This window comes from Alcaligenes faecalis, assembly GCF_009497775.1.
Lineage (GTDB): Bacteria > Pseudomonadota > Gammaproteobacteria > Burkholderiales > Burkholderiaceae_B > Alcaligenes > Alcaligenes faecalis_D.
Genome location: NZ_CP031012.1, coordinates 2,067,150 through 2,088,767 on the forward strand (window position 1 = coordinate 2,067,150; position 21,618 = coordinate 2,088,767).

Consider the following 21,618-nt stretch of genomic DNA (forward strand, 5'->3'; position numbering starts at 1 on the left):
CTGGCCGTGTCAGAAAGTGTCAGGCTGCTGATGCCTGTTGGGTAGAAACGCTTGAAAGATGCTTGTATCCGCCTGCAATGGTGAGCAAAGCGGCGACACCACCCCCAACGGCAACCCAGAAACCGCTGGATGGGCCATAGGCATCCACAACCCAACCCGTTGCCGTAGAACCAAAGGCAAAGCCAAGCAGCAGCCCGGTCTGCGCATAGGTGATGCCTTCGGTTAGCTGGCTTGAAGGAACCGTGTGTTCGATCAGACCAAAGCCGGAGATGAAGGTGGGCGACAAGGATGCGCCGGAGAGAAAGTAGAGGAAGGCCAGCAAACCGAGCGAGTTGGTAAACGGTAGTGGCAAGGTCATCAAGGTGGCGATGAGCGCTGCGTACAAGAGGCGTTGCGTCAGCGAGGATTTGAAGCTCATCGTGCCAAAAACAATACCGACCAGGAACGAGCCCACGGCATTGGCGGACAGGATGTAGGTTGCCGCTCCTTTTTGGGCCTGCGCTTCTGTCAGCGCGACAACAGCGACTTCTGCCGTACCAACGATACAGCCCATGCCTGCAAACATGAGGGCAACAATCCACACGGCTGGATAGTTCAAGACGGAACTGGTGATAAGGCCGCTCTGGTTTTTGGTGGGCGGCTCCGTGGCTTTTTGCGATGACAGCCAAAAAGAGCCGATTGCCAGGAAGAACGCCGAACTTAATACGCCTGCTTCGGGAAACAGGCTGACGCTAAGCCCAATGCCAAAGACGGGTCCGCAAATATAGGCAATCTCATCCACAATCGATTCAAAGGAAAAGGCAGTATGCAATTGAGGCTTGCCGCGAAACATCTCGGCCCAACGGGCACGAGATAAGGCCGCCATGCTGGGCATCACACCCGCCAGAAGTGCGCATACAAAGAAAGTCCAGATCGGCCAGTCCTGGTGGGCCGCTGCGGCCAGTCCCAACAGAGCAAGAAGGGTGACCAGTGTGGCGGGTCGCAGGACGGCTGCCTGTCCTTTCGCATCCACCCATTTCGAGATCCTGGGGGCAATGAAGGCATTGGCAATGGCGAACAAGGCAGAGACCGCACCTGCCAACCAGTACTGTCCATGTGTTTGCGACAGCATGGCAACAATGCCAATCGTTGTCATGGGGAGCGCCAGTCTAGCCAGGGTAGAAGCGGCCATGAAGCTTTTCGCCCCAGGTGGATGAAAGATTTCTGCATACGCGTTTGACATGGGTAGTCCTTGTTGGGTGGGGGTGAAGCTTGTAGCATTCAAATACGCTACGTATGCAGTAACATACGTAGCGTATGCGAAATAATATACGCCTCGTATGTTGATACTTGTGAATGACATACGCGGCGTATGGATTTTGGGTCAGGACTGGGAGATAGGCGCATTCATGGTGAGAAAACGCGATGAGATGATCAAGGAAACACGACAACGCTTATTGGAGGCAGGCAGGCTTGCCTTCGCCACAAAGGGTTATGCGGATTCCTCGATGGATGACTTTACGGCGAATGTCGGGCTGACACGCGGGGCGCTTTATCACCACTTTGGCGATAAAAAGGGCTTGCTGGAGGCGGTGATTGCGCAGATAGATCAGGAAATGTCGGCGCGCTTGCGGGTGGTTGTCAGTCAGGCTGAATCGACCTGGCAAGGCTTTATCAACGAAAGCATCGCCTATATGGAGATGGCCTTGGAGCCCGAGATTCAACGGATCGTGCTGCTGGATGGCCCGGCTGTGCTCGGTAATCCCGCGCAGTGGTCAAACCAGAATGCGTGTATTCAAAGTACAAAAAAATGTTTGGAACAACTGCAAGGTGAGGGCGTGATCAAGGCGATCGAAGCGGAGGCGATGTCCAGACTGTTAAGTGGAGCCACGCTGAATGCCGCTTTGTGGATTGCTGCAGCCGAGCAGCCTGCCGTTGAATTGGAAAAGGCCAAACAAGCATTTGTTGAACTGGCCACGGGTTTGCTGAAGAACGGATAGCTCAGGGCTTGTCCGTCACATCATCAAAAGCCGGCGGCAGGATGGTGTTTTGTGTGGCCGATACAGGTGGCGTGCCGTTGCTTTTCAAGGGGGCCACACAACGCGCGGTGGCGTTTTGAAAATACACGGTGCCTACCGGGCGGCCTTTCAGGCGGGCCAGTTCGGGTTTGGCTTCAATGGCTGCTTCCGACAATGGAAAGACTATGCCGCGTGTGGGGATGGTGTTGCGTGTGTTGGCACCCTCATTGCTGCCGCCTTTGAAAATCCGTACGTGGGCTGGATCACGGGTGGGGTCGGAGATGACCCATTCATGCAATCCGTTGGCCATATCCTGGATGCCCAGCGGATTGGGCGGAAAGGCGCCAGTCTTGTCTGCTTCGCTGCCTTGCTCGGGCAGATTGCGGCCTGCCTGCCATTGACCATTATCGGTGGCCCAGGGAAAGGGCTGGCCACGGCTGCGGGCGGCGTATTCCCATTCGGCTTCGGTAGGCAGGCGCATGTCCAGGCCATTGCCTTGTCCTAACCAGGCGCAAAAGGCTTCGGCTTCGTCGTAAGGCATATTGGCGGCTTGTTCGCCATCGCCTTTTACCGGCTGCCAGCGGGCAGGGCGTTTAGTTTGCTTCAGAAAGCGGTCATACAGGGCGTTACTCGCCTCTTTTTTCATGATGGAAAAGGCGTTGACCTCGACCGGATACGGGTCCAGAGCACCCTGATCCGGTTGCGCTACCCATTGCACGGATAACTCGCCGTCGGGGGCGCGCATGGGCACCTGGAAATTGCCGGCCATAAAAGAGCCGCCTTCTACCTGGATCAGTTCAGGGCCGGGTTCGGGGCCCGAGGGCAGTGACCTCAGCACCAGCAAGAGCAAGACGCTGGCAACGATGAGGGTGGCGCTGATCCGGACGGGGGTATGACGCAATCTTGTTTCCTTGCTCTCGACAACAGGCGAAGTGAGAGCTTTGTCGATTAATTTCGCTTATATGGCCCCGTATTATTCCATGCCTGTTTATAAGACGGGTTTGTCTGTGCGCAGAGTTTAATGATTTATTGGAATGGAGGGGGCGTCAATTATGCTTATTCAGCGTTTTTGAGTGATTTTTCCGGAACAACTGACAAGGGAATGCGGATAGCCTGGCCTTCCTGAATCACAAAACCCCAGCGACTGGCATCAAACAAGACTGGGCTGATTTCAAATACAGCGACATCCGAAACGCTTACCAAGGGGTTGATCTTGTCCGGGCCAACGGTATCCAGATCATGGGCGTAGCGATAATCCTGTGTCGCTCGTTGATTGGGCGCTACTTTCTGGCCCGAAGGATCCATCAGAAACAGGCGTGGCCGGTGGATTTGCGGGTTCAAGGGACGTGGGCTGGTGTTGGTATAGCGGTAATGCAAGACGATAAACAGATTGTCCTGGCGCGCCGGAGTGGCCAGTTCCCCGGAGTCCAGCTGGGTCTGGCTGTGCCATTCATCCAGATAGATATGCAGGCGAACACCCTGATAGTCGGGCGTGAACAGGACTGTCCCGTAGTTCAGAACGGGAGCTGCAGGCGGGATAGGGGGGATGCTGGGAAGGGTGCCAGGCTGCTTTTGCGTAGACAGAACCCGATCGTTTTGACTGTAGGCAGTGGCAGAACACAAGGCTAAAGCGGCGCACAGCCAAAAACGGGGCAGGGTGACAATCATGGGTGTGAACAGGGCCGCTTCAAAAGGGGTGGGAAGGTGTTGGTGGGATGCTTTAATCGCAGGCAAAAAATAAACGGCTCATGAGCCGTTTTTCTTAACTACTTTTTTCAGATCGTCCAACTCTTTGCGCAGGGCGACAACCTCGTCACTGAGCAAACCAATAACGGCCATTTGACTTTGATACATCTCGACCAGAGGGTGGTAGCTGATACCACGGCTGGTCAGTTCTCGACAAAGCGCGCTAAGACCGGTGCCAGCGCGCTTGGTTAAAGTAGCCATCTTCCTGTGATCCATAAGCCTGCGTCCTGATCAGTAGTTGTTCGATGTTTACATCCGTTAACCATACCAAAAATCGATGACAATAGTCGTTTTTCTTAAAACTTCTTGTATATCTGTGGTTTAGCGACAGGCTTAGCCCACCTGGAAGTTGCCTTCCGGATAGCGGATGCGGCTGCGTTTACGCGTGGCCAGCGAGTAAATCAGGGTCAGCGGCCCAAGTCGGCCTGCAAACATCAGCACCATGATCAGAACCTGGCTGGGCGTGGATAGCTTGTGGGTAATGCCGTGGCTCATGCCGGTGGTGCTCAAGGCCGAAGCGGCTTCAAACAGCAGGCTGGTGATGGGCATGTCCTCAAACAAGGTCAGCAGCAGGACGCTGATGAAGTACAGCGCGCCGGTAATCAGAAACAGGGCCAGGGCTTTTTGGACGGTTTCCGGAGTCACGCTGCGCTCCATCAGGACCACTTCTTCGCGTTGGCGGATGTAGGAACGTACCGCCGCCAGCAACACAATCAGGGTGCCGATTTTGATACCGCTGGCGGTACTGAGCGAGCCGCCACCAATCAGCATCAGCACAATCATGGTCAGTTGGGTGCTATCGCGCAGGCTGGCGATGTCCATGGTGGTGAAACCGGCTGTTCGCGTCGCGGCGTTTTGCATCCAGGCGGCTAGTGCCTGATCTCCCAGGCCCAGCATGCCCAGCGTGTTTGGATTCGTGAATTCCAGTGCCCAGAGGCTGAAAAAGCCAATCAGATTCAGGACAAGCGTGCCGATCAGGATTAGCTTTGTGTATGGCAAGAGTGTTTGCCAGCGTTTTTTCTGGCCTACGTCGGCCAGTACTGTAAAGCCTATCCCTCCCAGAATAATCAGGCCGGACAAGGTCATGACCGACACAAAATCTCCGGAAATGGGGATCAAAGAGTCATGAAATAGCGAGAAGCCTGCATTATTGAAAGCCGTGACCGCATGGAACAGCGCACGATACAGGGCTGTGGTCCACGGTAAATCAATAGTCCAGCGTAGAAACAGGATGGCAGCGGCGACCAGCTCAATCAGGGCCGCAATCTTGAACACCTGAAATGCCGTACTGCGGATGCGCGATACGCTGGTTTGGTTAAAGGCTTCCAGCGCCAGCGCTTGCTGGCTGACACTGATGCGCTTGTGCATGGTGATGGCGGCAATGACGGCAAAGGTCACAAAGCCCATACCGCCAATTTGTACCAGCAGCGCCAGAACAATTTGCCCAAAGTGCGTCAAGTCAGTTGCCGGATCAATGACTGCCAGACCCGTAACGGTGACGGCCGAGGTGGCCATGAACAGCGCCTGGAAAATCCCCAGCCGGTGCTGGGCCGCTTGCGGCAGGCTCAGCAAAATGGCGCCCAGAATAATCAGGGCCATAAAGCCCAGAGCCAGCACCAGCGGTGGGCTGGCGCTCAAGGTGCGGGTATGAGGATTGACCTCAAGACGGCGAGTCAGACTATTGGGCAGCCAGTTGCGCATACATCAAACCAGTTTGGGGGCGGCGGTACGAAGTGCTTGCAGTTGTCCAAGCAGGATCAGCAGATCCTTGGCATGCAGGGCAAAATCAGCATCGGGCTGGATGGTGGTTTGGCCACGACGTTTGACCAGCAGGACCTGCACATCGGCCATTTGCTCGCGCAGCACGTCCTTGATGGTCTGGCCATTCATATTGTCGCTGGCGGTCACTTCTACAATGTAATCGCCATTCCCCAGGGAAATGTAATCGTTGACCATGGGGTAGCTGAGCATTTGAGCGACCCGTATACCCATCTCTTCTTCGGGGTGAATAATTCGGTTCACGCCGATCTTGGCCAGAATCAAATGCTGGGTGTGGGAAATGGCTTTGGCCCAGATTGTCGGAACGCCAAAACTTTTCAGGTGAACCACGCAAACCAGACAGGATTCAATATCTGCCCCAATCGCAACCAGAACTACGTCATAATTGTCCAGCCCCAGCTCTTCCAGAGCCTGGCGGTCAGTGACATCGGCAATGACGGCACGGTTTAATTGGTCCGCATATTTGTTGACCAGTTTCGGATTGGTATCCACTCCCAGTACGGAGTGTCCCATTTTCATGAGTTCCAGGGCGCAGGCCGAACCGAAGCGGCCTAATCCTATGACGGCGAACTGTGCCATAGCTTATTTGATCCGTTTGATGCTTGAAACAATTTCAAGCCAAATTAAGCGTTGATGGTATAAAGACATATCTGGTAAAAACCCTTATCGGGTATTCCCTTGGGCGCGTGTCGTTCAGGCCCTGGCGGAAACATCAATAGTGGACAGTGTAAAACAATGGTTAGTTTGTTTGATCCAATCAAACTGGGTGATATTGAGCTCATGAACCGCATCATCATGGCGCCCATGACACGCGCGCGCGCCTCGGAGGGCCGTATGCCCAATGATTTGATGCGTATGTACTATTGTCAGCGGGCCAGTGCGGGGCTGATTGTAGCCGAAGCCACTTCGGTATCGCCGCAAGGCGTGGGCTATGCCCACACGCCGGGCATCTGGAGTAGTGCACAGGTGGACGCATGGCGCACGATTACCGAGGCGGTACATGCCAAGGGTGGCCGTATTGTGTTGCAGTTGTGGCATGTGGGGCGTGTGTCTGACCCGGAGTTTCTGAATGGCCAAATGCCGGTTGCGCCCAGTGCGATTGCCTGTGAGGGCACGGTCAGCCATTTGAGCCCGGAGCGTCCCTTTGTCGTGCCACGTGCCCTGCGTAGCGAAGAAATTGCCGATATTGTGGATGACTTTGCGGTTGCCGCTCAAAACGCGCTGAGCGCCGGTTTTGACGGGGTGGAGATACACGGTGCCAATGGCTACCTGATCGACCAGTTCCTGCATGACGGCTCCAATACTCGCACCGATGCGTATGGTGGTTCGATTGAAAACCGGGCCCGCTTCCTGTTGGAAATTGTGGACGCCTGTGTCGCCATTTGGGGTGCTGGCCGAGTCGGCGTGCATTTGTCCCCGCGCGGTGGTTTGCACGGTATGAAGGATTCCGATCCGGCCCGTTTGTTCTCTTATGTGGCTTGCGAACTGGATCGACGTGATATTGCCTTCTTGTTCCTGCGTGAAAGCCCGGCTTCGGACAGCTTGTTGCCCATGATCAAATGCCAGTTTGGCGGCGCGATTATCGCCAACGAACATTTTGATTTGCCCACGGCACAGACCACTTTATCCAAAGGCATGGCAGATGCCGTGTCGTTCGGTAAGGCTTTTTTGTCCAACCCGGACTTGCCCCTGCGTTTGCAGTTGCGTGCGCCCTTGAATGGCTGGGATTGCAGCTCTTTCTATACACAAGGGCCCAAAGGCTATACGGACTATCCGTTTTTGAAGTCCAGCCCGGAATGGGATCAGCCTGTAGGTGAGGATTTGCAGGCGCATTAGTCGTGTCTGTGATGAAGTAGCCAGAAATAAAAAAGCCCGTATCAAACGGGCTTTTTTAATGCGCTTTGTTTTAGACCGTAGCAGCTTGGAACAGCGTGTCGTCTTTTCTTGGGATCGCTTGGTTTGCTGATGGCTGATTAGCCTGCATCAATGATGTTCTGACAGTCCAGTCTTGCCAAAGCACATTGGATCATCGCGTTTAGCTACCTCGTACGACCCGAAAAGTGGCGGCAGCTTTAACCAGCAAGCGTTCCTTTTCGTCATACCCGCCACCTTCGCAGTAAGCGGTATCGCCTTCCAGATACAGGCATTGAGCCTTGAACCAGACATCGCCACGCGCGGGCAGCAGGAACTGGGAATTCATGTCTATGGTGGCCATGCCCGAGCCAGGGCGTTGTGCCCGTGCGGCGGCGCTAAGGGTGAAGTCCAGAATCGCCATCAAGGTGCCCCCGTGCACATCGGCACGGGAGTTGGCATTACAGGCTTGCCAGGGCAGGAAGGTGACGACTTCCTGCTCGGTGCTGCTAACAGTTTGCAGGCCCAGGTGCTGCATCAGGGGGATATGAGTGCCGAAAAAATCCTGTTTGGGCTGCGCCAGTTCGGCCTGCAAATGCTTCATGGATTCAGCTTTTGCTTCACTTGAGCGGAAACCTGGGACATATCAGCACGGCCTGCCAGTTTGGCTTTGACCAAGCCCATGACCTTGCCCATCAGTGCGGGGCCTTGAGCGCCTTCAGCCTGAGCCTGGGTAATCGCGTCGGCAATGGCAGCATCAATTTCAGCGCTGTCGGCTTGCTGAGGCAGGTATTCCTGCAGAATCAGCAATTCGGATTTTTCTTTCTCGGCGCTTTCGGTGCGGCCAGCAGACTCAAAAGCCTGAATGGATTCGCGGCGTTGCTTGACTTGTTTTTCAATGATGCTGGTTACTTCAGCATCGCCCAGCTCGGTACGTTCGTCCACTTCGCGTTGTTTGATCGCGGCTTGCAGAAAACGCAAGGTCTCCAGGCGTCCGCTATCGCGAGCGCGCATCGCCGTTTTGATATCTTCAGCTAAACGGGTTTTGAGTGTTTGACTCATGGTGGTTCCTGGTTGAACGGGCAAAGCCATAGTTTAACGCAGGGCGGGGTGGGGAAAAATCCGATTATTGAAAATCTCGGCTGCGTGCGACCAGATCACCAATCAGATGATTCATGGATACCAGACGGCGGGCAATCAAATGACAAACACTGCCATCGCGTTGCCAGACACCATACACACCCAGCAGGCGAGATTGAAGCAAGGCCTGGGATTGCTCCTGTGCCAGCTCTTCACGCACGATCACATTCACACTGCCGGTTTCATCTTCCAGTGTCACAAATACAGTGCCTTTTGCAGTGCCGGGGCGTTGGCGAGTGGTCACCAGACCGCAGGCCCGTGCCAGTCGCCTATCCGGGCAGGCCTGGTTGAGCTGTTCTGCGGTTGAGAATCGCAAGGGGGTCAACTGTGTGCGTAGCAAGGACAAGGGGTGACGGTTCAGGCTCAAACCCACGGCCTGATAATCACTTAATACCTCCAGCCCCACACTGGCACGCGGCAGATCCGGCGTGTGTTCCGGTGTTTCAGCATGGCTAAGCAGTCCTGCCTGACTGGGGCGTCGGGCATCCCACACACTATGACGGCGTTGGCTATAAGCACTGCGCAAGGCATGTGCTTGGGCCAGCGCTTGTTGATCGTGGGCTGACAGAGCCAGCTCCTGACGCAGGCAGGCCAGATTAAGCGTACGTTCCGGGTGGTTTTGCCGGTAATTCACGATGGCATGTGCCCCTTGCTCGCTCAAACCCTTGACCATGTGCAAGCCCAGACGTACCTGACGCGGGCTGCCCGGCTCGGAGCATACATGGCTGTCAAACAGGCTGTATTGCACATCAACAGGCAGTATCTGTACGCCATGACGACGCGCATCCTGGACCAACTGGCTGGGACCGTAAAAGCCCATGGGTTGGGAGTTCAGCAAGGCGGCCAGAAAATGATCCGGGTAACGGGCTTTCAGATAAGCGCTGAACCAGGCCAGTTTGGCGAAGCTGGCGGAATGACTTTCAGGAAAACCGTACTCCCCAAAACCACTGATCTGGTCGAACAGGCGCTGGGCAAATTCCGGGGCATAGCCTTTGGCAGCCATGCCATCCAGCAGCTCCTGTTCAAATGGCCCCAAACCACCACGACGACGCCAGGCGGCCATGGCTCGCCGCAAGGCATCTGCTTTGTCGGCTGAAAACCCCGCTGCTTCCATGGCCAGCTCCATGGCTTGTTCCTGAAAAATAGGTACGCCCAGGGTGCGTTCCAGCACATGGCGGATTTCGGGGGCGGGGTAGTCGACTTTGCTGTGGTCGCGACGACGTTCCAGATAAGGATGCACCATACCCCCTTGAATAGGGCCGGGCCGCACAATGGCCACTTGCACCACCAGGTCGTAAAAACACTTGGGCCGTAGGCGCGGCAACATGCTCATCTGAGCGCGGGACTCGATCTGGAATACGCCTGTGGTGTCAGCGCGCCGTATCATGCGAAAGGTTTTGGCGCTTTGCAAAGGGATGTCCTGCAAGCGGAATGGTTTTCCTTTTTGCTGACTGATACTGTCCAGACAACGACGCAAGGCGCTCAACATGCCCAAGGCCAGAATGTCGACTTTCAGAAGGCCCAACACATCCAGATCATCCTTGTCCCATTGCACAACACTGCGTCCCGGCATGGCGGCGTTTTGAATGGGCACCAGCCTGTGCAAGGGTGTTTGTGAAATCACAAAACCGCCTGGGTGTTGTGACAGATGACGTGGGAAACCCATTAGCTGGCGGGTCAAGGACAGCCATTGATGCGCTTGCTCGGGCGGGCACTCAGGAAAACGCGCCAAGACTTCATCCTGAATGTGGGTGTCTTTAAGCCAGGCACGATCGCATTGGATCAAGGCCTCGATCAAGGCTTGAGGAATGCTCAGCGCCTTGCCGGTATCCCGCAAGGCGCTACGGCGTCTATAAGTGGTGATCACCGCGGTTAAGGCCGCTCGTTGACGGCCATATTTGCGGTAAATGTATTGAATGACCTCTTCGCGGCGCTGGTGCTCGAAGTCCACATCAATATCGGGTGGCTCCGCTCGTGCTCGGCTGATGAAGCGCGCAAACAAGGTATGGCTGCTGGCAGGGTCAACCTCGGTAATGCCCAGGCAATAGCATACGGCCGAGTTGGCGGCGGAGCCTCGACCCTGACACAAAATCCCCTGACTGCGTGCGTAGCTGACGATGTCATGCAAGGTCAAAAAGTAGGACTCGTATTGAAGATCTGCAATCAGGCTGAGTTCATCTTCCAGGCGAGTCCGCAAGCTGTCGCTGATCCCTTTCGGGTAGCGCCTTTGCGCACCACGTTCGGTTTCCTGCCGCAGATATTCAATGCCACTAAGTCCGGGTGGAACAATCTCGACCGGGTATTCGTACTTGATTTCGCTTAAGCAAAACTGGCACAACTCCTGAATGTGATCGCTAGTCTCACGCAGTTCCGCCGGGTAGAGGTTGGCCAGTTGGAAGCGACTGCGTAAGTGATGTTCTGCATTGCTGGCCAGGGACCAGCCGCATTCTTGTACAGGTGTTTTCAGGCGTATGGCGGCCAAAGTATCGTGCAAAGGCTGGCGAGAGCGCACATGCATATGGACGCCGCCCAAAGCGGCACAGCGCAAGCCACAGGCTTGTGCTGCCAGCCGGACGGCGCGTAAATGCTGCATGTCCTGATCGTGTCTATGCAGACTGATGCCTAAAAACAGGCGGCCTGCAAACAGCTCCAGCAGACGCTGCGTTTGATGATGAATGTGTTCGCTATCCAGGCCATATGCTGGCTTGTAGATGACCAGACAGTCCGGCAAAACCTCTTGTTGGGAACCTTGGCGGGCTTGCTGCAAAAAAGACCAGTCAATCGAAGCCTCCTGCTTCAAGTCCAGCGACTGATGTACGTGTGAGATGAACTGGCAGAGATTGCCGTAGCCTTCCTTGTTACGCGGCAGAATCAGCAGTTCATGGGCCTGTGCAGCCTCGCTGGCCCTTGTTTTATGGGTGGTTATTTCTGGGTTCGGACTGTTCCAAGCGCCCGTAAAGCGAAATCGGCTCCCGACCAGCAGCCGGATCTCCGGATGCAGCCTGGCCTGCGCATAAGCACGCACCACACCGGCCATGGAGGCGTAATCGCACAAGGCCAGCGCCTTGTAGCCCAATTCGGCGGCGCGGCTGATCAGCTCCTCGGGGTGAGACGCACCATTCAAGAAGCTGTAATTGGACAGGCAGTCCAGCTCGGAATACAGCAGGTCTATAGGGGGTTTCATCCAAAGACTCCGTGCAGATACCAGGCATGTTCCTGGCTCAAGTCCCGATAAACCCAATACAAGCGTCCTTGCGGACACAAACCAATAAAGTAGTCGCGTTGCTGATGCCCGGAGCCGCTCCACCAACCTGTCTGTACCCGTTCCGGGCCTTGAACCAGGCGTAGGCGCTGATTATCCAGAAGCGGGGATTGCTGATCGTGTTGTAAAGGCTGAGCCGGGTCCAGCATCCAGCAGGGGCGTTGCAAAGCCGGACGGGTGGTATCGACAGGCTGATTGCTGGATAGGGGCAGCCATTGATTGGCTTGTTCCGGCAAATAGCTGGCCTGGGCGGCAGGCGTCAAAATCTGTTCAGCCCCCAGCCTGGCCTGTAAGCGCTCCAACAGTTGTTGATCTTGCTCTTGCCAATGACGCGCATCGGGAAACAGGCTGCTGGCATGGGTTTGACGCGGGTGTAGTTGCTGGGCTTGCAGCACCATGCTCTGTACGGCGGCATGCAATTGCAGCTGCTGGAACTGTTCTTGCCACACAGGCAGAAAGTCCTGGCTGCGCCAGCAGGACCGGGCCATCTGCAACTCCAGACGGGTGGCGGTGGGGTAGTCCTTGTATCTTTCCGTGCGCAGGACCAGCTCCAGGCGTCCACAGGCCAACTGGTACTGATTCAGCCAGGTCTCCAGCTTGATCAGCAGGCGATTTAACGCCCGCAAGACCGTGGGCTTGTTATTGGACGGGGTGTCCATCTCCAGCTTGTGCGTAAATTGCGGGGCGGCATGCACCCATTCCAGCGTCCAGCTTTGTGTGCCGTAGGCTTGGTCCAATTGCAGCAGCAGGGCGCGCAGCCCGCGTTGGGACAGGCCATCGCGGGGGAGCTGATGCAACTGGCCCAGGGTATGGCAGCCCAGGCTATGCAACCACTGCAACTGGTCGGCAGGTGGTGCCAATAAGTGGATGGGTAGCGGGTTCAGGCAGGCCTGCAAACGCCGTGCGCAACGGCGCTGCTTGCGCTGGGATAAAGCCAGCAAGCAGGCCGCACGGGCGGTGGGCGCCAGGGCCAGACAGGGCTGGGGAATCAGGGTTTGCAAGTCAGCCCGAAGCTGTTGGTACAGACGACGCAAACCACCAAACAGCCGAATGCTGGCGCTGATATTCAGTACCCATAAATCCGCTTGAACCTTTGCCAGTTGGGGGCTGTAGCGCAGCAAAACAGCCTGAATCCCATCCTGCTGCTCGGGGCTGGCCTCAGGCGTAAGCAGGCTCTGGGGCAGTCGCAGGCACAGGTACATGGGACGGAATGGCCGCTGGCGGCATCAAGGTGTGGTGAGGGGCCAAGGCAATGCTGTTCTTGCAAGGAGGCCCCCGTCGTTTGCGGATATGAACATCCAGCCAAGGCTGCCCCTGCTGGTCTTGCCGAGTCTGAAGCTCCAGACGTAAAAGGGCCGGGCTGTTGGCCTGACTGTGCGCCGGACGCAAACAAAAAAACAGGCTGTCGCTATGGCTGGCCAATAGCTGCAACTGACGCAAGGCCGCTAATGGCACGTGGGCAGGCAACCAGCTCAGTACGGCAGCGCAGTGGCCGTGACGCAAGGCCTGGGCGCTGGCCCACAAAGTGTCATTCAGGTGCTGGCTGCGTATCCAGATCATGCGGGCGGGCAACGCGTTCTCTGATGAGGTGCCTTGCCGAGTTGCAGCAGGGGTGCCGCGCCACCGTTCTTGCATGGGTTGATAGGGCGGGGCGACTAAAACACGCAAGCGTTCTGCTTGCAGAGCGTTCAAGGCAGGCAATAACAAGGACAAGGCGCTGCTGTCTTGTGGTGCAAGCAGCTCGATCAGACTGCCCACAGGCCAGCCGCCTCCCGGCAATTCAGCATCCAGGGCATCAAACCCGCTGGGCAGGCAAGCGCCTGCGGCATGCGCATAATGCTTGCCCGTCCACAGGGAAGGATGAAGATCTAAAAGGGAACGAAGTGCGCTTACCATAGGTGTACTCCTGATTGCTGTATAAATATACAGTAAATCTGTTTGTCAGCAAACCAGGCATCTGTTTCAAAGCAGAACTTTTATATACTGTGGCCTTCTGTTTGGCGCTCTCGCATGAATTCTTCCCCTTCCTCCCGTCCAGGCCGCTGTGCACAGTGCCAGCGGCCTTTGGCTCGTTGCTTGTGTCCCTTGATTCCTTCGATAGAAGCGGCGTGTCCTGTTCTGATTTTGCAGCATCATTCCGAAGCCCGGCATGCGCTCAATACCGCACGTCTGGCGTATTTGGGATTGAAGGGGACGGAGCTATGGGTGGGGGAGCAATTTGATGAGCTGGAGGCCCGCTTGGCACAGGCGCATCGCCCTGTCTTGCTGTTTCCGGGGCCGCAGGCCAAGGTGGCGGGTTCAACAGGCCTGGAAGAGAAACCGGATTTGATCGTGGTGCCGGATGGCACCTGGCGCAAGGCACGCCTGATTTTGCACAGCAATCCGGTTTTGCAAACTCTGCCGTATTGGGTGCTTCCAGAGGGAGGGGAGTCGCGCTACAGACTGCGCAAAGCGCCCGACCCTCAAGCGGTGTCTACCTTGGAAGCCATTGTCCGGCTGATGCAGATTATGGAGCCGGAGCGGGATTTCAGCCCTTTGCTACGGCCTTTCGAGCATTTGATCGAAGAACAGATCCAGGCCATGGGCCTGGATACGTATCAGCGCAACTATCCTACTTCCAGGTGAAGTTCAGTTCGCGGGACTGGCCTTCAACAATGCTGGCCTGACGCTCCTGGGTTTGACCCTGATAAGTGGCAAAGACCTTGTAATTGCCGGGGCCAAGACGGATCAGGCAGTAAGGGCCGTCGATCAGGCTGTTCAGCACGGTTTGGTCGCCACTGTTGCGGATGACCAGTTGCACATCGGAGATATAGCCGACGCGCTCGCCCTGGTTGGCTGAAAAGTTCACGGACAAGGGAAAGGTGTTGCGCACCATGCGAAACAGTTGGGCTTCATCGCTGCCTATGCCGCCGCTGATGTATTCGGTTGAACCGTAGTACTGGCTGGCAGGCAGTTCCTGGGCGTGCACAATGGGGCTGCTCAATAAGGCCAGCGACATGGCAATGCCGATCAAAGAAAGACGAGGACTCATGAGGTTTCCTTGCTTGAAGTAGGGTGGCTAAGCGGGCCATCAATGGCCCTGTTGCTGTTATGAAAGCTGGGCCACAAAAGGGGCCAGTCATGCTGACGGGTCGGTTCTGCTTGCGGATTGAAACTGCGCTCACGCAGCATGCCGTGCCCGTGCTGATTAATGGTGATGACGGTGGTGCAACGGGTGCCGTAATCGGGGCTGACAATAAACGGGCTGCTTAACAGGCGTTCGTGTTCAAGACTTAAGCCGGTCTGGGGCAAGTCGGCATCGGCAGCGACTTCCTGATTGCGCAAACTCTGAAACAAGCCTTCTACCGCTTGCGGCGAGCCATCAAAATGCTGTGCCTGCAGGGTTTCTTTCAGGAACAGGCTTTTGGGCCAAGGCGTATTGAGCCAGGCATTACTCAGGACATGCACACCCGGTTCCAGCATGTGCGGGCTGCCATTGGGGTGACGATTGCTGTAATAGCCCAGGCGCAAAGGCTGTTGCTTGTCAGGCCATTCCAGCACAAAAAGATTGAAGCCGGCGTAATCGGCCCCTTCCTGGGCCAACTGTTCCAGATAGTCGGCGGGACTGCGCTCATCCTTTAGAAACTGTGGAATCAACTCGCCGCGTGAGCGCTGCTTGCTGTTTTTGCTGCTGGGGGCTTCGCGGTAATTGGTCAACAGGGCCAGCCGACCACGGCCTTGCGTCAGGCCCAACCAGGTGCCTCCGGCTTGCAGGTCCCGACCCGCCAGAATCTTGGGCTCGTCCCGCCAGGGCTGAGCGGCCTGACTGGGGCGAGCATGATATTCGTCGCGATTGGCGGCAATAATCAGCGGCCAATCTGCATTAACTCCGACGGCGATATAAGCGATGCACATGTGCCGATTGTAGGATGGCTATGCAGGCTTTGGTAGCCAAAGTACCGCCAAGTTCCGCTTTTTTTCTCAGTATTGAGAATGCCGTTTCAGGTTTGGGGTTCAGGGCGTGAATCCCAGGCTCACGGTCTATGGAAGGGTGTCGTAGTCTTGTGCCAGGCGCACGACGGTGACACCGGGCCGTAGCTGGCGCAGGGAAGGCATCACCAGGGTGCAGTTATCGTAAGGCGTCAGCAAGGGCTGGCCATCGGCTTGCCCGATTGTCGTACCTGCATCGGCCAAGGTTTCCAGACCTTGCCAGTTCTGGCTGAAACTGACTTGCATGGAAGGCGCTACCAATGCATGGGTGACTTGCAGAATGCGCTGCGTATCGGGCGAGGCTCGCCGCCAGTCCGGGGGCAAATCCTCTTCCTCCACAATCTCGGAGGCGATCAGAAAGCGGGCAATCAGATCCAGTGCGATCGCCGGCGTATCAGGATCGCCATGAAAACCGCATTCCAATAACAAGGAGCGCGCCTCATTGGCATCTGGATCAGAGAATCGGCCGTAATCGCGCATGCGCACGCCGTCCTTATGGCCGCTATCCACAATCACATGCTCGGGGGCGCCCAGGGTTCGGGCCAGCTCGATATTGCGCGCCAGGGTGCCGGTCAATAACAAGGGGGCGCTGGGTTCATGCATGGAGTGCAGGTCCAGCAACCAGTCGGCTTGTTCCAGCCAAGGCAAGATGGCGCGTGCGCGACGCTGTTCTTGTGTCTGTGTTTGAGACAGCTTCTGCTCGCTCCAGACACGGTTCATGTCTTCGTCCACATAGCGGCTGGCATCGTGCTGTTCAGGGTCAAAGCGATCAAAGGCGTCCAGATTGCAAAAGGCCAGAATCAGTTTGCCGCGACGGGGCTGCAAGCCGCTGGCCAGCACGGCTTTCAAGGCCCAGGCCCCGCACAGTTCGTTGCCATGAATCAGGGCGCTGATCATGACGGTACGGCCTGCTTTACCCGAGTCCAGACACCAGAGGCCAGGAACGCCGGTATTGCCCTGACGCTCTTCGTGAATGTCAGGGAAGGAAAGAGAAAATTGCATGGAAGGACTCCAGCGCCCCAGCAGCCAGCCAGGGCGCATGTGTTTTATTCGGCTTGCAGCTTGGCCAGTTCGACCAGACGGGCGTATTTGTCGACCTCTTTGGCCTGGAACTCTGCCGCGTTCATGCCAGGGGCGTAGAGCGTAGCCCCATTGGATTGCATCTTTTCTTGCAGGGTGGCGGATTGCAGACTGTTGTCCAAAGCCTGACGCAAGGCGTTGGTGACGGACTCAGGCAGATCCTTGGGGCCATACAAGCCAAACCAGACGTTGATATCGACCTTTTCAAAGCCGGGGGTATCGGCCAGTGGCGGGATTTCCGGGGCAGCCGGAGAGGCATGGGTTTCAGTAATGCCCAAAGGCACAATCGCCCCTGCGCGGGCTTGTGACAGACCCGAGGACAGCACAAGGTAAGCCGTATCCAGCTGACCGCTCATTAGGTCCGAAACCAGAGGGGGAACACCGCGGTAGGGCACGTGCATGGCAGTGGTGCCGGTCGAGGCGTTCACCATTTCACCGGCCAGGTGCAAGGTGGTGCCTACACCCGAGGAACCAAAGCTGAAGGCTTCCGGTTTGGCAGCACGCAGCTTTTGCGCATAGTCTGCGGCAGAGCGAATGCCGGACTCTTTGGAGGCCGCCAGCAACAAGGGCTGGGAGGCAATCATGCCAATAGGCGTGAAGTCTTTTTGCCCGTCATAGCGTACGGCCTTGTTGATCATGCCGGCGATGATCATTTCGTTGGTCGAACCCAGCAGCAAGGTATAGCCGTCGGCTGCCGCACGCTGCACGCGTTGAGCACCAATGGTGCCCCCTGCTCCGCCTGCATTTTCGACAACGACGCTTTGGCCCAAACGGCTGCTGAGTTCTTCAGCCAGCAGGCGGGCCGTCAAATCCACGCTGCCTCCAGCGGGGTAACCCACGACCAGAGTCAGGCTGCGTGAAGGGTAGGTATCGGCGTGGCTGATCGAGGCTTGCAAGAGGCTACAGGCGCCCAGAATGCCAAGGACCAAGCTGCGCTTGGAGAAAGAAAAAGACATGATGTGCTCCCCGTTCGATGGATAGGTTTCCAGGCAGCGGCCAGTGCGCGCGCTGTGGACCTGTTTATCCTTAGTTATGAAAGGGTATTGTGTCCGCTACGGCTATTTGCGTTGTGCCGTTACAGCACATGGTCGTGCTTTTTCAGTTGGGTCTGATGTTAGCGGCCTTGCTGGGTGAAGGCCCAGACAGACTCCGCCAGGTCCGAGAGTGGGGCTCGGGAGCGATACAGACGAACTTCAAAGGCAATTTCATCGCCTTTGCCGCCCAATTGCACCAGCGTGCCGCGACGGCATTCATTGGCAATCATGGACAGGGGCAACCAGGCTACACCCATGCCTTTCAAGACTGAGCCCATGGCCGTATCCAGTGAATCGCAACGCACGGTGCTGACCAGGGGATAGGGGAAATGATGCAGCTTGTCGCCCAGGATGCGGGCCATGGCCAAGCCGCCCGAATATGAAATCAAAGGAATGCTGCGCCCGCTATCGGCATTGAGTTCATACAAGGGTGTGCCATTCTTGCGGCGCTGACAGGTGGGCACCAGCTTGTCCGTGGCAATGGTCATGTATGTCACTTGCTCGGCCAGCAGTTCAATCGACAAGGCCGGGTGTTCATAACAGCATAGAAAGTCGGTTTTGCCCTGGGCCAGCAACTTGGCCATATCGGCCATCATGCCGGTGTTGATGTCGATAGGTACATGGGCCGACAAAGGGGCATGGCTACCTTTTTGCAGACGGCTAACCCAGTCCGTGACCAGAGTGCGTGCCAGGCTGCGGCCAGTGGCAATGCGCAAGTTGCCTTGCCCGGCCTGATCCGAGGCCTGTAATTGCCGACGAACACGGTTCAATTGCTCCAGCACTTGATTGGCCGTGTTGTAGAACACCTGTCCCTCTGGCGTCAGCGTGATGGGCAAACTGCTGCGTTCTACCAAGGGCGTTCCTACCCAGGCTTCCAAGGCCCGAATGCGACGTCCAAATGCCGGATGTGTGACGTGGCGTTGCTCTGCTGCCCGAACAAAACTGCCTGCACGAGCCAGGGTCACAAAGTCTTCAAGCAGTTTGAGCTGGGACACAGAGGGGGCGCTCCTTACAAAAGGGAAGGCAGGTCAGAAACCGAAGCAGGGCGTCAAAGCATGAACAATAACAAAGCACCATAAAAACGCCCCAAAACTGGCTGGGAAGCCAAGGTTTGGGGCGTTAGGTACTGCCAGGACTGATGCGATGTTCAGGCTCGATGGACGCCTTAAAGCATGGCCAGGCCGTTGGATTTTTCAACCAGATCGCGAATGCGCACGGCGTCACCAATACGCGAGTAACGACCCGAGGAATTGAGCAGCACAATCGCCACTTCACGATCCTCGATCTTGGTCAGCATGACCAGGCATTCTCCCGCTTCGTTGATGAAGCCGGTTTTGGAAACCTGAATATCCCAGTTGGCGTTCTTCACCAAACGATTGGTGTTGTTGAACACGAGTTGGCGACCGCGTACAGGCTGCACGGAATACTGATCGTTGGTGGTGTATTGCTGGATACGGGCATGCTGGCTGGTGGCGGTCAGCAGCTTGACCAGATCACGCGGGCTGGCCACGTTGTCGCTGGACAAGCCGGTAGGCTCCACAAAACGCGTATTGCGCATACCCAAGGCACGAGCCTTGTCATTCATGGCGCGCACAAAGGCAGGCAGGCCACCGGGATAGCTGCGACCCAAGGCATGGGCAGCCCGGTTTTCCGAAGACATCAGCGCCAGGTGCATCATGTCGGCACGGCTCAGTTTGGAGCCAACGCTAAGACGCGAACTGGAGTATTTGACGCGGTCCACATCTTCGTCGATGATCTCCAGCATTTCATCCATGGGCAGGCCGGATTCAGCCACGACAAGGGCGGTCATCAGCTTGGAGATGGAGGCAATGGGGCGAACCGCGTCGCTGTTTTTCTGGTACAGCACGGTGGACGATTCCAGATCCTGCACAAAGGCAATTTCCGAACGCAGGGCCGCGTGCTGGATCAGGGCGTCGTGTTTCAGGGCATTAAGTGCGCGACGGCTATCGTTTTCGCTATAGCTGATAGGCTGCAGGTTTTTTTCGAAAACCAGATGCGGCACGTTGTAGCTGATGGCGGCTGTGGCTTCATCCAGTGTGGATGGCTCGGCCAGCGCCAGTGTCTGCGCAAAGGACGAAATCGAAAAAGGCGCTAAAAATAAAACACATAGCGCACGTCGAATGAATTTATTTGTTCTGGTCTGAGGCATTTTTCAGTTCCCGGTAGGCGAGAAACAGAAGGGCGAATAGAATTTATGCGCTTATGCTACCAGAAAAAATCCTCTTTATATTAGTATCTTACGGCCCAAAGTTAAAAAAAATTTAAGATGTCTGCGCGGTATCATTAAGAAACTTATTTTTATCTGTATAAAAACACAGCTTATGTTTTTTTCGAAATTCCAAAATAATAAAAAACCTGTTTTTATAAACAGTTTTTTGAATCGATTTCTTGTTCCCTTTGCCCTGGTTTTGACACCGCTGGCAAGTCACGGGGCTTCCTTGGCCTGGGATGGGGAACAGCTAAGCAATGCCATCACCACCAGCTCGCCCAGCACCCAGCAAAGCTTCCTGCCTGCCGAGGCTGTGCGTGCGCAGGCGGCAAGCATAGGCAAGGTGGAAGTCAGCTATCACCACAATGGGCGCGCCGTTCTGAAAAGCCGCTTGTGCTTGCAAGGCGGCTCCTGCGTGGACATGAATGGTTCGGTATTAAGTACCAGAGCCTTTGTCGGTCAGGATGCGCGTCTTGGCTTTGTGTTGGTGCATGAGGTGTGGAGCTGGGCGGGCAGTACCGAACCTGTGCGTGTGCAGGCCTCGATCCGGGTGAATTACCAGCGTTAGTCTGTGATTGATGAGGCAGCTTTCCAATAGACGATTTAATTCGTTTTGTACTTGATCCACCTCAAGGTCTAAGCCTAAAGAAACCCGCCGCACTGCCGATATGTAGTCCTGATGCCCATCGGGCCCATTACCAGGACTTGTGCATGAACCCCTCTACTCTGATCGGCATCGTAGCCAGTGTGCTGCTGTTTGCCGTGATCTTGTTTTTTACGGCAGAAAACCCCGCCTTGTTTGTGGACCTGCCCAGTCTGGCTGTGGTGCTGGTGGGTACCTTGGCAGCGACGTTTATCAGTTATCCCCTAAGCGAAGTTGTCCGTATTTTTGGCCTGATCGGCACCGTGCTGCGCAACGAACGTCTGTACACCCAACAGGATATGGATGAGCTGATCAATATCTCTCGTCTGTGGATGATGGGGGATATTCGTGCAGTGGAAGAGGCTTTGGAAAAAGTGGCCAACCCGTTTCTGAAAACCGGCGTTCAGCTGGTGATTGACCGGGCACCGCAGGAAGATATTGAAGACCTTTTGCAATGGCGTATCAGCCGTTTGCGTGCTCGTGAACATGCAGAGGCACAACTGTTCCGTTTGATGGCCAGCTTCGCGCCCGCCTTCGGTATGGTCGGTACGCTGATCGGTCTGGTCAATCTGATGTTCTTGCTGGGTGATGGCGACATTACGTCTATCGGTCAGCAAATGGCTCTGGCCCTGATGACGACTTTCTACGGCGTGTTGCTGTCCAATCTGGTCTTCAAACCTGTGGCGGTGAAGCTGGAGCGTCGTACCGAACAGCGTGTGGTCTTGATGAACATGATCATGCAAGGGGTGTCCATGATGAGCCAGCGCCGTGGTCCGGCCCTGATGCGTGAGACGCTGAACTCCTTCATGGCCCAGTACCAGGACGAGATCAATGACCGAGGCGGCCGCGACGATGATGCGGACCCGGCTCCGGAACGAGGTTGATCC

22 protein-coding genes are annotated in these 21,618 nt (G+C 56.1%); 5 read left to right on the top strand and 17 right to left on the bottom strand.

The window, feature by feature from the left end:
* Positions 1 to 19: 19 nt before the first annotated feature.
* Positions 20 to 1,171 carry an MFS transporter gene (locus tag DUD43_RS09680; RefSeq protein WP_228125953.1) on the bottom strand — a complete coding sequence of 384 codons (1,152 nt, stop codon included), beginning with the start codon at positions 1,169 to 1,171 and terminating at the stop codon, positions 20 to 22.
* Positions 1,172 to 1,331: 160 nt separating this feature from the next.
* On the opposite strand from DUD43_RS09680, the gene DUD43_RS09685 reads away from it, so the two are divergent.
* The gene (locus DUD43_RS09685) at positions 1,332 to 1,979 is read left to right on the top strand and encodes a TetR/AcrR family transcriptional regulator (RefSeq protein ID WP_228125954.1); all 648 of its coding nucleotides are present in this window, start codon (positions 1,332 to 1,334) and stop codon (positions 1,977 to 1,979) included.
* 1 nt (position 1,980) lies between these two features.
* On the opposite strand, the gene DUD43_RS09690 is transcribed toward DUD43_RS09685, so the two are convergent.
* The 5 genes from DUD43_RS09690 to DUD43_RS09710 all read right to left on the bottom strand — a co-directional run bounded on the left by DUD43_RS09690 (position 1,981) and on the right by DUD43_RS09710 (position 6,101).
* Positions 1,981 to 2,898, bottom strand: a complete 918-nt coding sequence (locus tag DUD43_RS09690; protein WP_153230120.1) for a formylglycine-generating enzyme family protein — start codon at positions 2,896 to 2,898, stop codon at positions 1,981 to 1,983.
* 155 nt (positions 2,899 to 3,053) lie between these two features.
* Complete coding sequence (locus DUD43_RS09695; protein ID WP_228125955.1) at positions 3,054 to 3,665, bottom strand: hypothetical protein; 612 nt, start codon at positions 3,663 to 3,665, stop codon at positions 3,054 to 3,056.
* Between the two features lie 78 nt (positions 3,666 to 3,743).
* The gene (locus DUD43_RS09700) at positions 3,744 to 3,944 is read right to left on the bottom strand and encodes a hypothetical protein (protein WP_223254031.1); all 201 of its coding nucleotides are present in this window, start codon (positions 3,942 to 3,944) and stop codon (positions 3,744 to 3,746) included.
* A gap of 132 nt (positions 3,945 to 4,076) precedes the next feature.
* Entirely contained in the window at positions 4,077 to 5,444 is a 1,368-nt protein-coding gene (locus DUD43_RS09705) for a TrkH family potassium uptake protein (protein WP_153230122.1), read from the bottom strand.
* 3 nt (positions 5,445 to 5,447) lie between these two features.
* Positions 5,448 to 6,101, bottom strand: coding sequence for a potassium channel family protein (locus DUD43_RS09710; RefSeq protein ID WP_153230123.1), 654 nt, complete (start codon positions 6,099 to 6,101; stop codon positions 5,448 to 5,450).
* 156 nt (positions 6,102 to 6,257) lie between these two features.
* On the opposite strand from DUD43_RS09710, the gene DUD43_RS09715 reads away from it, so the two are divergent.
* A complete protein-coding gene (locus tag DUD43_RS09715) occupies positions 6,258 to 7,358 on the top strand; it encodes an alkene reductase (RefSeq protein WP_153230124.1) in 1,101 nt (366 codons plus the stop codon).
* Positions 7,359 to 7,557: 199 nt separating this feature from the next.
* Here the strand turns inward: DUD43_RS09715 and DUD43_RS09720 are convergent, their stop codons facing one another.
* From DUD43_RS09720 to imuA, 5 genes are all read right to left on the bottom strand, one after another.
* Complete coding sequence (locus DUD43_RS09720) at positions 7,558 to 7,977, bottom strand: PaaI family thioesterase (RefSeq protein WP_153230125.1); 420 nt, start codon at positions 7,975 to 7,977, stop codon at positions 7,558 to 7,560.
* Entirely contained in the window at positions 7,974 to 8,435 is a 462-nt protein-coding gene (locus DUD43_RS09725; RefSeq protein WP_125304500.1) for a GatB/YqeY domain-containing protein, read from the bottom strand. Before DUD43_RS09725 ends, DUD43_RS09720 begins: the two co-directional genes overlap by 4 nt.
* A gap of 64 nt (positions 8,436 to 8,499) precedes the next feature.
* Positions 8,500 to 11,697 (bottom strand): error-prone DNA polymerase, encoded by a 3,198-nt coding sequence (locus tag DUD43_RS09730; RefSeq protein ID WP_153230126.1) that lies wholly within the window; start codon positions 11,695 to 11,697, stop codon positions 8,500 to 8,502.
* The gene (locus DUD43_RS09735; protein ID WP_153230127.1) at positions 11,694 to 12,977 is read right to left on the bottom strand and encodes a Y-family DNA polymerase; all 1,284 of its coding nucleotides are present in this window, start codon (positions 12,975 to 12,977) and stop codon (positions 11,694 to 11,696) included. The genes DUD43_RS09730 and DUD43_RS09735 overlap by 4 nt, the downstream gene beginning before the upstream one ends.
* On the bottom strand, positions 12,934 to 13,671 hold the full coding sequence (gene imuA, locus DUD43_RS09740; RefSeq protein WP_153230128.1) for a translesion DNA synthesis-associated protein ImuA: 738 nt from the start codon (positions 13,669 to 13,671) through the stop codon (positions 12,934 to 12,936). The genes DUD43_RS09735 and imuA overlap by 44 nt, the downstream gene beginning before the upstream one ends.
* 114 nt (positions 13,672 to 13,785) lie before the next feature.
* Between imuA and DUD43_RS09745 the strand changes: the two genes are divergently transcribed.
* Complete coding sequence (locus tag DUD43_RS09745; protein WP_153230129.1) at positions 13,786 to 14,400, top strand: tRNA-uridine aminocarboxypropyltransferase; 615 nt, start codon at positions 13,786 to 13,788, stop codon at positions 14,398 to 14,400.
* Here DUD43_RS09745 and DUD43_RS09750 read toward each other — a convergent pair.
* From DUD43_RS09750 to pbpG, 6 genes are all read right to left on the bottom strand, one after another.
* Positions 14,387 to 14,806, bottom strand: a complete 420-nt coding sequence (locus DUD43_RS09750) for a carboxypeptidase-like regulatory domain-containing protein (protein WP_153230130.1) — start codon at positions 14,804 to 14,806, stop codon at positions 14,387 to 14,389. The genes DUD43_RS09745 and DUD43_RS09750 overlap by 14 nt on opposite strands.
* Positions 14,803 to 15,669, bottom strand: coding sequence for an NRDE family protein (locus DUD43_RS09755; protein ID WP_153230131.1), 867 nt, complete (start codon positions 15,667 to 15,669; stop codon positions 14,803 to 14,805). Before DUD43_RS09755 ends, DUD43_RS09750 begins: the two co-directional genes overlap by 4 nt.
* 126 nt (positions 15,670 to 15,795) lie before the next feature.
* On the bottom strand, positions 15,796 to 16,746 hold the full coding sequence (locus tag DUD43_RS09760) for a succinylglutamate desuccinylase/aspartoacylase domain-containing protein (RefSeq protein ID WP_153230132.1): 951 nt from the start codon (positions 16,744 to 16,746) through the stop codon (positions 15,796 to 15,798).
* 44 nt (positions 16,747 to 16,790) lie between these two features.
* Positions 16,791 to 17,780: a Bug family tripartite tricarboxylate transporter substrate binding protein gene (locus DUD43_RS09765; RefSeq protein WP_153230133.1), complete on the bottom strand. Its 990-nt coding sequence runs from the start codon at positions 17,778 to 17,780 to the stop codon at positions 16,791 to 16,793.
* Positions 17,781 to 17,938: 158 nt separating this feature from the next.
* A complete protein-coding gene (locus DUD43_RS09770; RefSeq protein ID WP_153230134.1) occupies positions 17,939 to 18,853 on the bottom strand; it encodes a LysR family transcriptional regulator in 915 nt (304 codons plus the stop codon).
* A 170-nt stretch (positions 18,854 to 19,023) separates the two neighbouring features.
* Entirely contained in the window at positions 19,024 to 20,028 is a 1,005-nt protein-coding gene (gene pbpG / locus DUD43_RS09775; protein WP_153230135.1) for a D-alanyl-D-alanine endopeptidase, read from the bottom strand.
* A 226-nt stretch (positions 20,029 to 20,254) separates the two neighbouring features.
* Between pbpG and DUD43_RS09780 the strand changes: the two genes are divergently transcribed.
* Complete coding sequence (locus DUD43_RS09780) at positions 20,255 to 20,656, top strand: flagellar protein FlhE (protein WP_228125759.1); 402 nt, start codon at positions 20,255 to 20,257, stop codon at positions 20,654 to 20,656.
* A 143-nt stretch (positions 20,657 to 20,799) separates the two neighbouring features.
* On the top strand, positions 20,800 to 21,615 hold the full coding sequence (locus tag DUD43_RS09785) for a motility protein A (protein WP_009454185.1): 816 nt from the start codon (positions 20,800 to 20,802) through the stop codon (positions 21,613 to 21,615).
* The last annotated feature ends 3 nt before the right edge of the window (positions 21,616 to 21,618 follow it).

Bases quoted from the DNA above. Each gene is read 5' to 3' on its own strand.
- DUD43_RS09680 (WP_228125953.1), bottom strand. From the start codon at position 1,171: ATGGCCGCTTCTACCCTGGCTAGACTGGCGCTCCCCATGACAACGATT.
- DUD43_RS09695 (WP_228125955.1), bottom strand. From the start codon at position 3,665: ATGATTGTCACCCTGCCCCGTTTTTGGCTGTGCGCCGCTTTAGCCTTG.
- DUD43_RS09700 (WP_223254031.1), bottom strand. From the start codon at position 3,944: ATGGCTACTTTAACCAAGCGCGCTGGCACCGGTCTTAGCGCGCTTTGT.
- DUD43_RS09705 (WP_153230122.1), bottom strand. From the start codon at position 5,444: ATGCGCAACTGGCTGCCCAATAGTCTGACTCGCCGTCTTGAGGTCAAT.
- DUD43_RS09710 (WP_153230123.1), bottom strand. From the start codon at position 6,101: ATGGCACAGTTCGCCGTCATAGGATTAGGCCGCTTCGGTTCGGCCTGC.
- DUD43_RS09715 (WP_153230124.1), top strand. From the start codon at position 6,258: ATGGTTAGTTTGTTTGATCCAATCAAACTGGGTGATATTGAGCTCATG.
- DUD43_RS09720 (WP_153230125.1), bottom strand. From the start codon at position 7,977: ATGAAGCATTTGCAGGCCGAACTGGCGCAGCCCAAACAGGATTTTTTC.
- DUD43_RS09725 (WP_125304500.1), bottom strand. From the start codon at position 8,435: ATGAGTCAAACACTCAAAACCCGTTTAGCTGAAGATATCAAAACGGCG.
- DUD43_RS09730 (WP_153230126.1), bottom strand. From the start codon at position 11,697: ATGAAACCCCCTATAGACCTGCTGTATTCCGAGCTGGACTGCCTGTCC.
- DUD43_RS09735 (WP_153230127.1), bottom strand. From the start codon at position 12,977: ATGTACCTGTGCCTGCGACTGCCCCAGAGCCTGCTTACGCCTGAGGCC.
- imuA (WP_153230128.1), bottom strand. From the start codon at position 13,671: ATGGTAAGCGCACTTCGTTCCCTTTTAGATCTTCATCCTTCCCTGTGG.
- DUD43_RS09745 (WP_153230129.1), top strand. From the start codon at position 13,786: ATGAATTCTTCCCCTTCCTCCCGTCCAGGCCGCTGTGCACAGTGCCAG.
- DUD43_RS09750 (WP_153230130.1), bottom strand. From the start codon at position 14,806: ATGAGTCCTCGTCTTTCTTTGATCGGCATTGCCATGTCGCTGGCCTTA.
- DUD43_RS09755 (WP_153230131.1), bottom strand. From the start codon at position 15,669: ATGTGCATCGCTTATATCGCCGTCGGAGTTAATGCAGATTGGCCGCTG.
- DUD43_RS09760 (WP_153230132.1), bottom strand. From the start codon at position 16,746: ATGCAATTTTCTCTTTCCTTCCCTGACATTCACGAAGAGCGTCAGGGC.
- DUD43_RS09765 (WP_153230133.1), bottom strand. From the start codon at position 17,780: ATGTCTTTTTCTTTCTCCAAGCGCAGCTTGGTCCTTGGCATTCTGGGC.
- pbpG (WP_153230135.1), bottom strand. From the start codon at position 20,028: ATGCCTCAGACCAGAACAAATAAATTCATTCGACGTGCGCTATGTGTT.
- DUD43_RS09785 (WP_009454185.1), top strand. From the start codon at position 20,800: ATGAACCCCTCTACTCTGATCGGCATCGTAGCCAGTGTGCTGCTGTTT.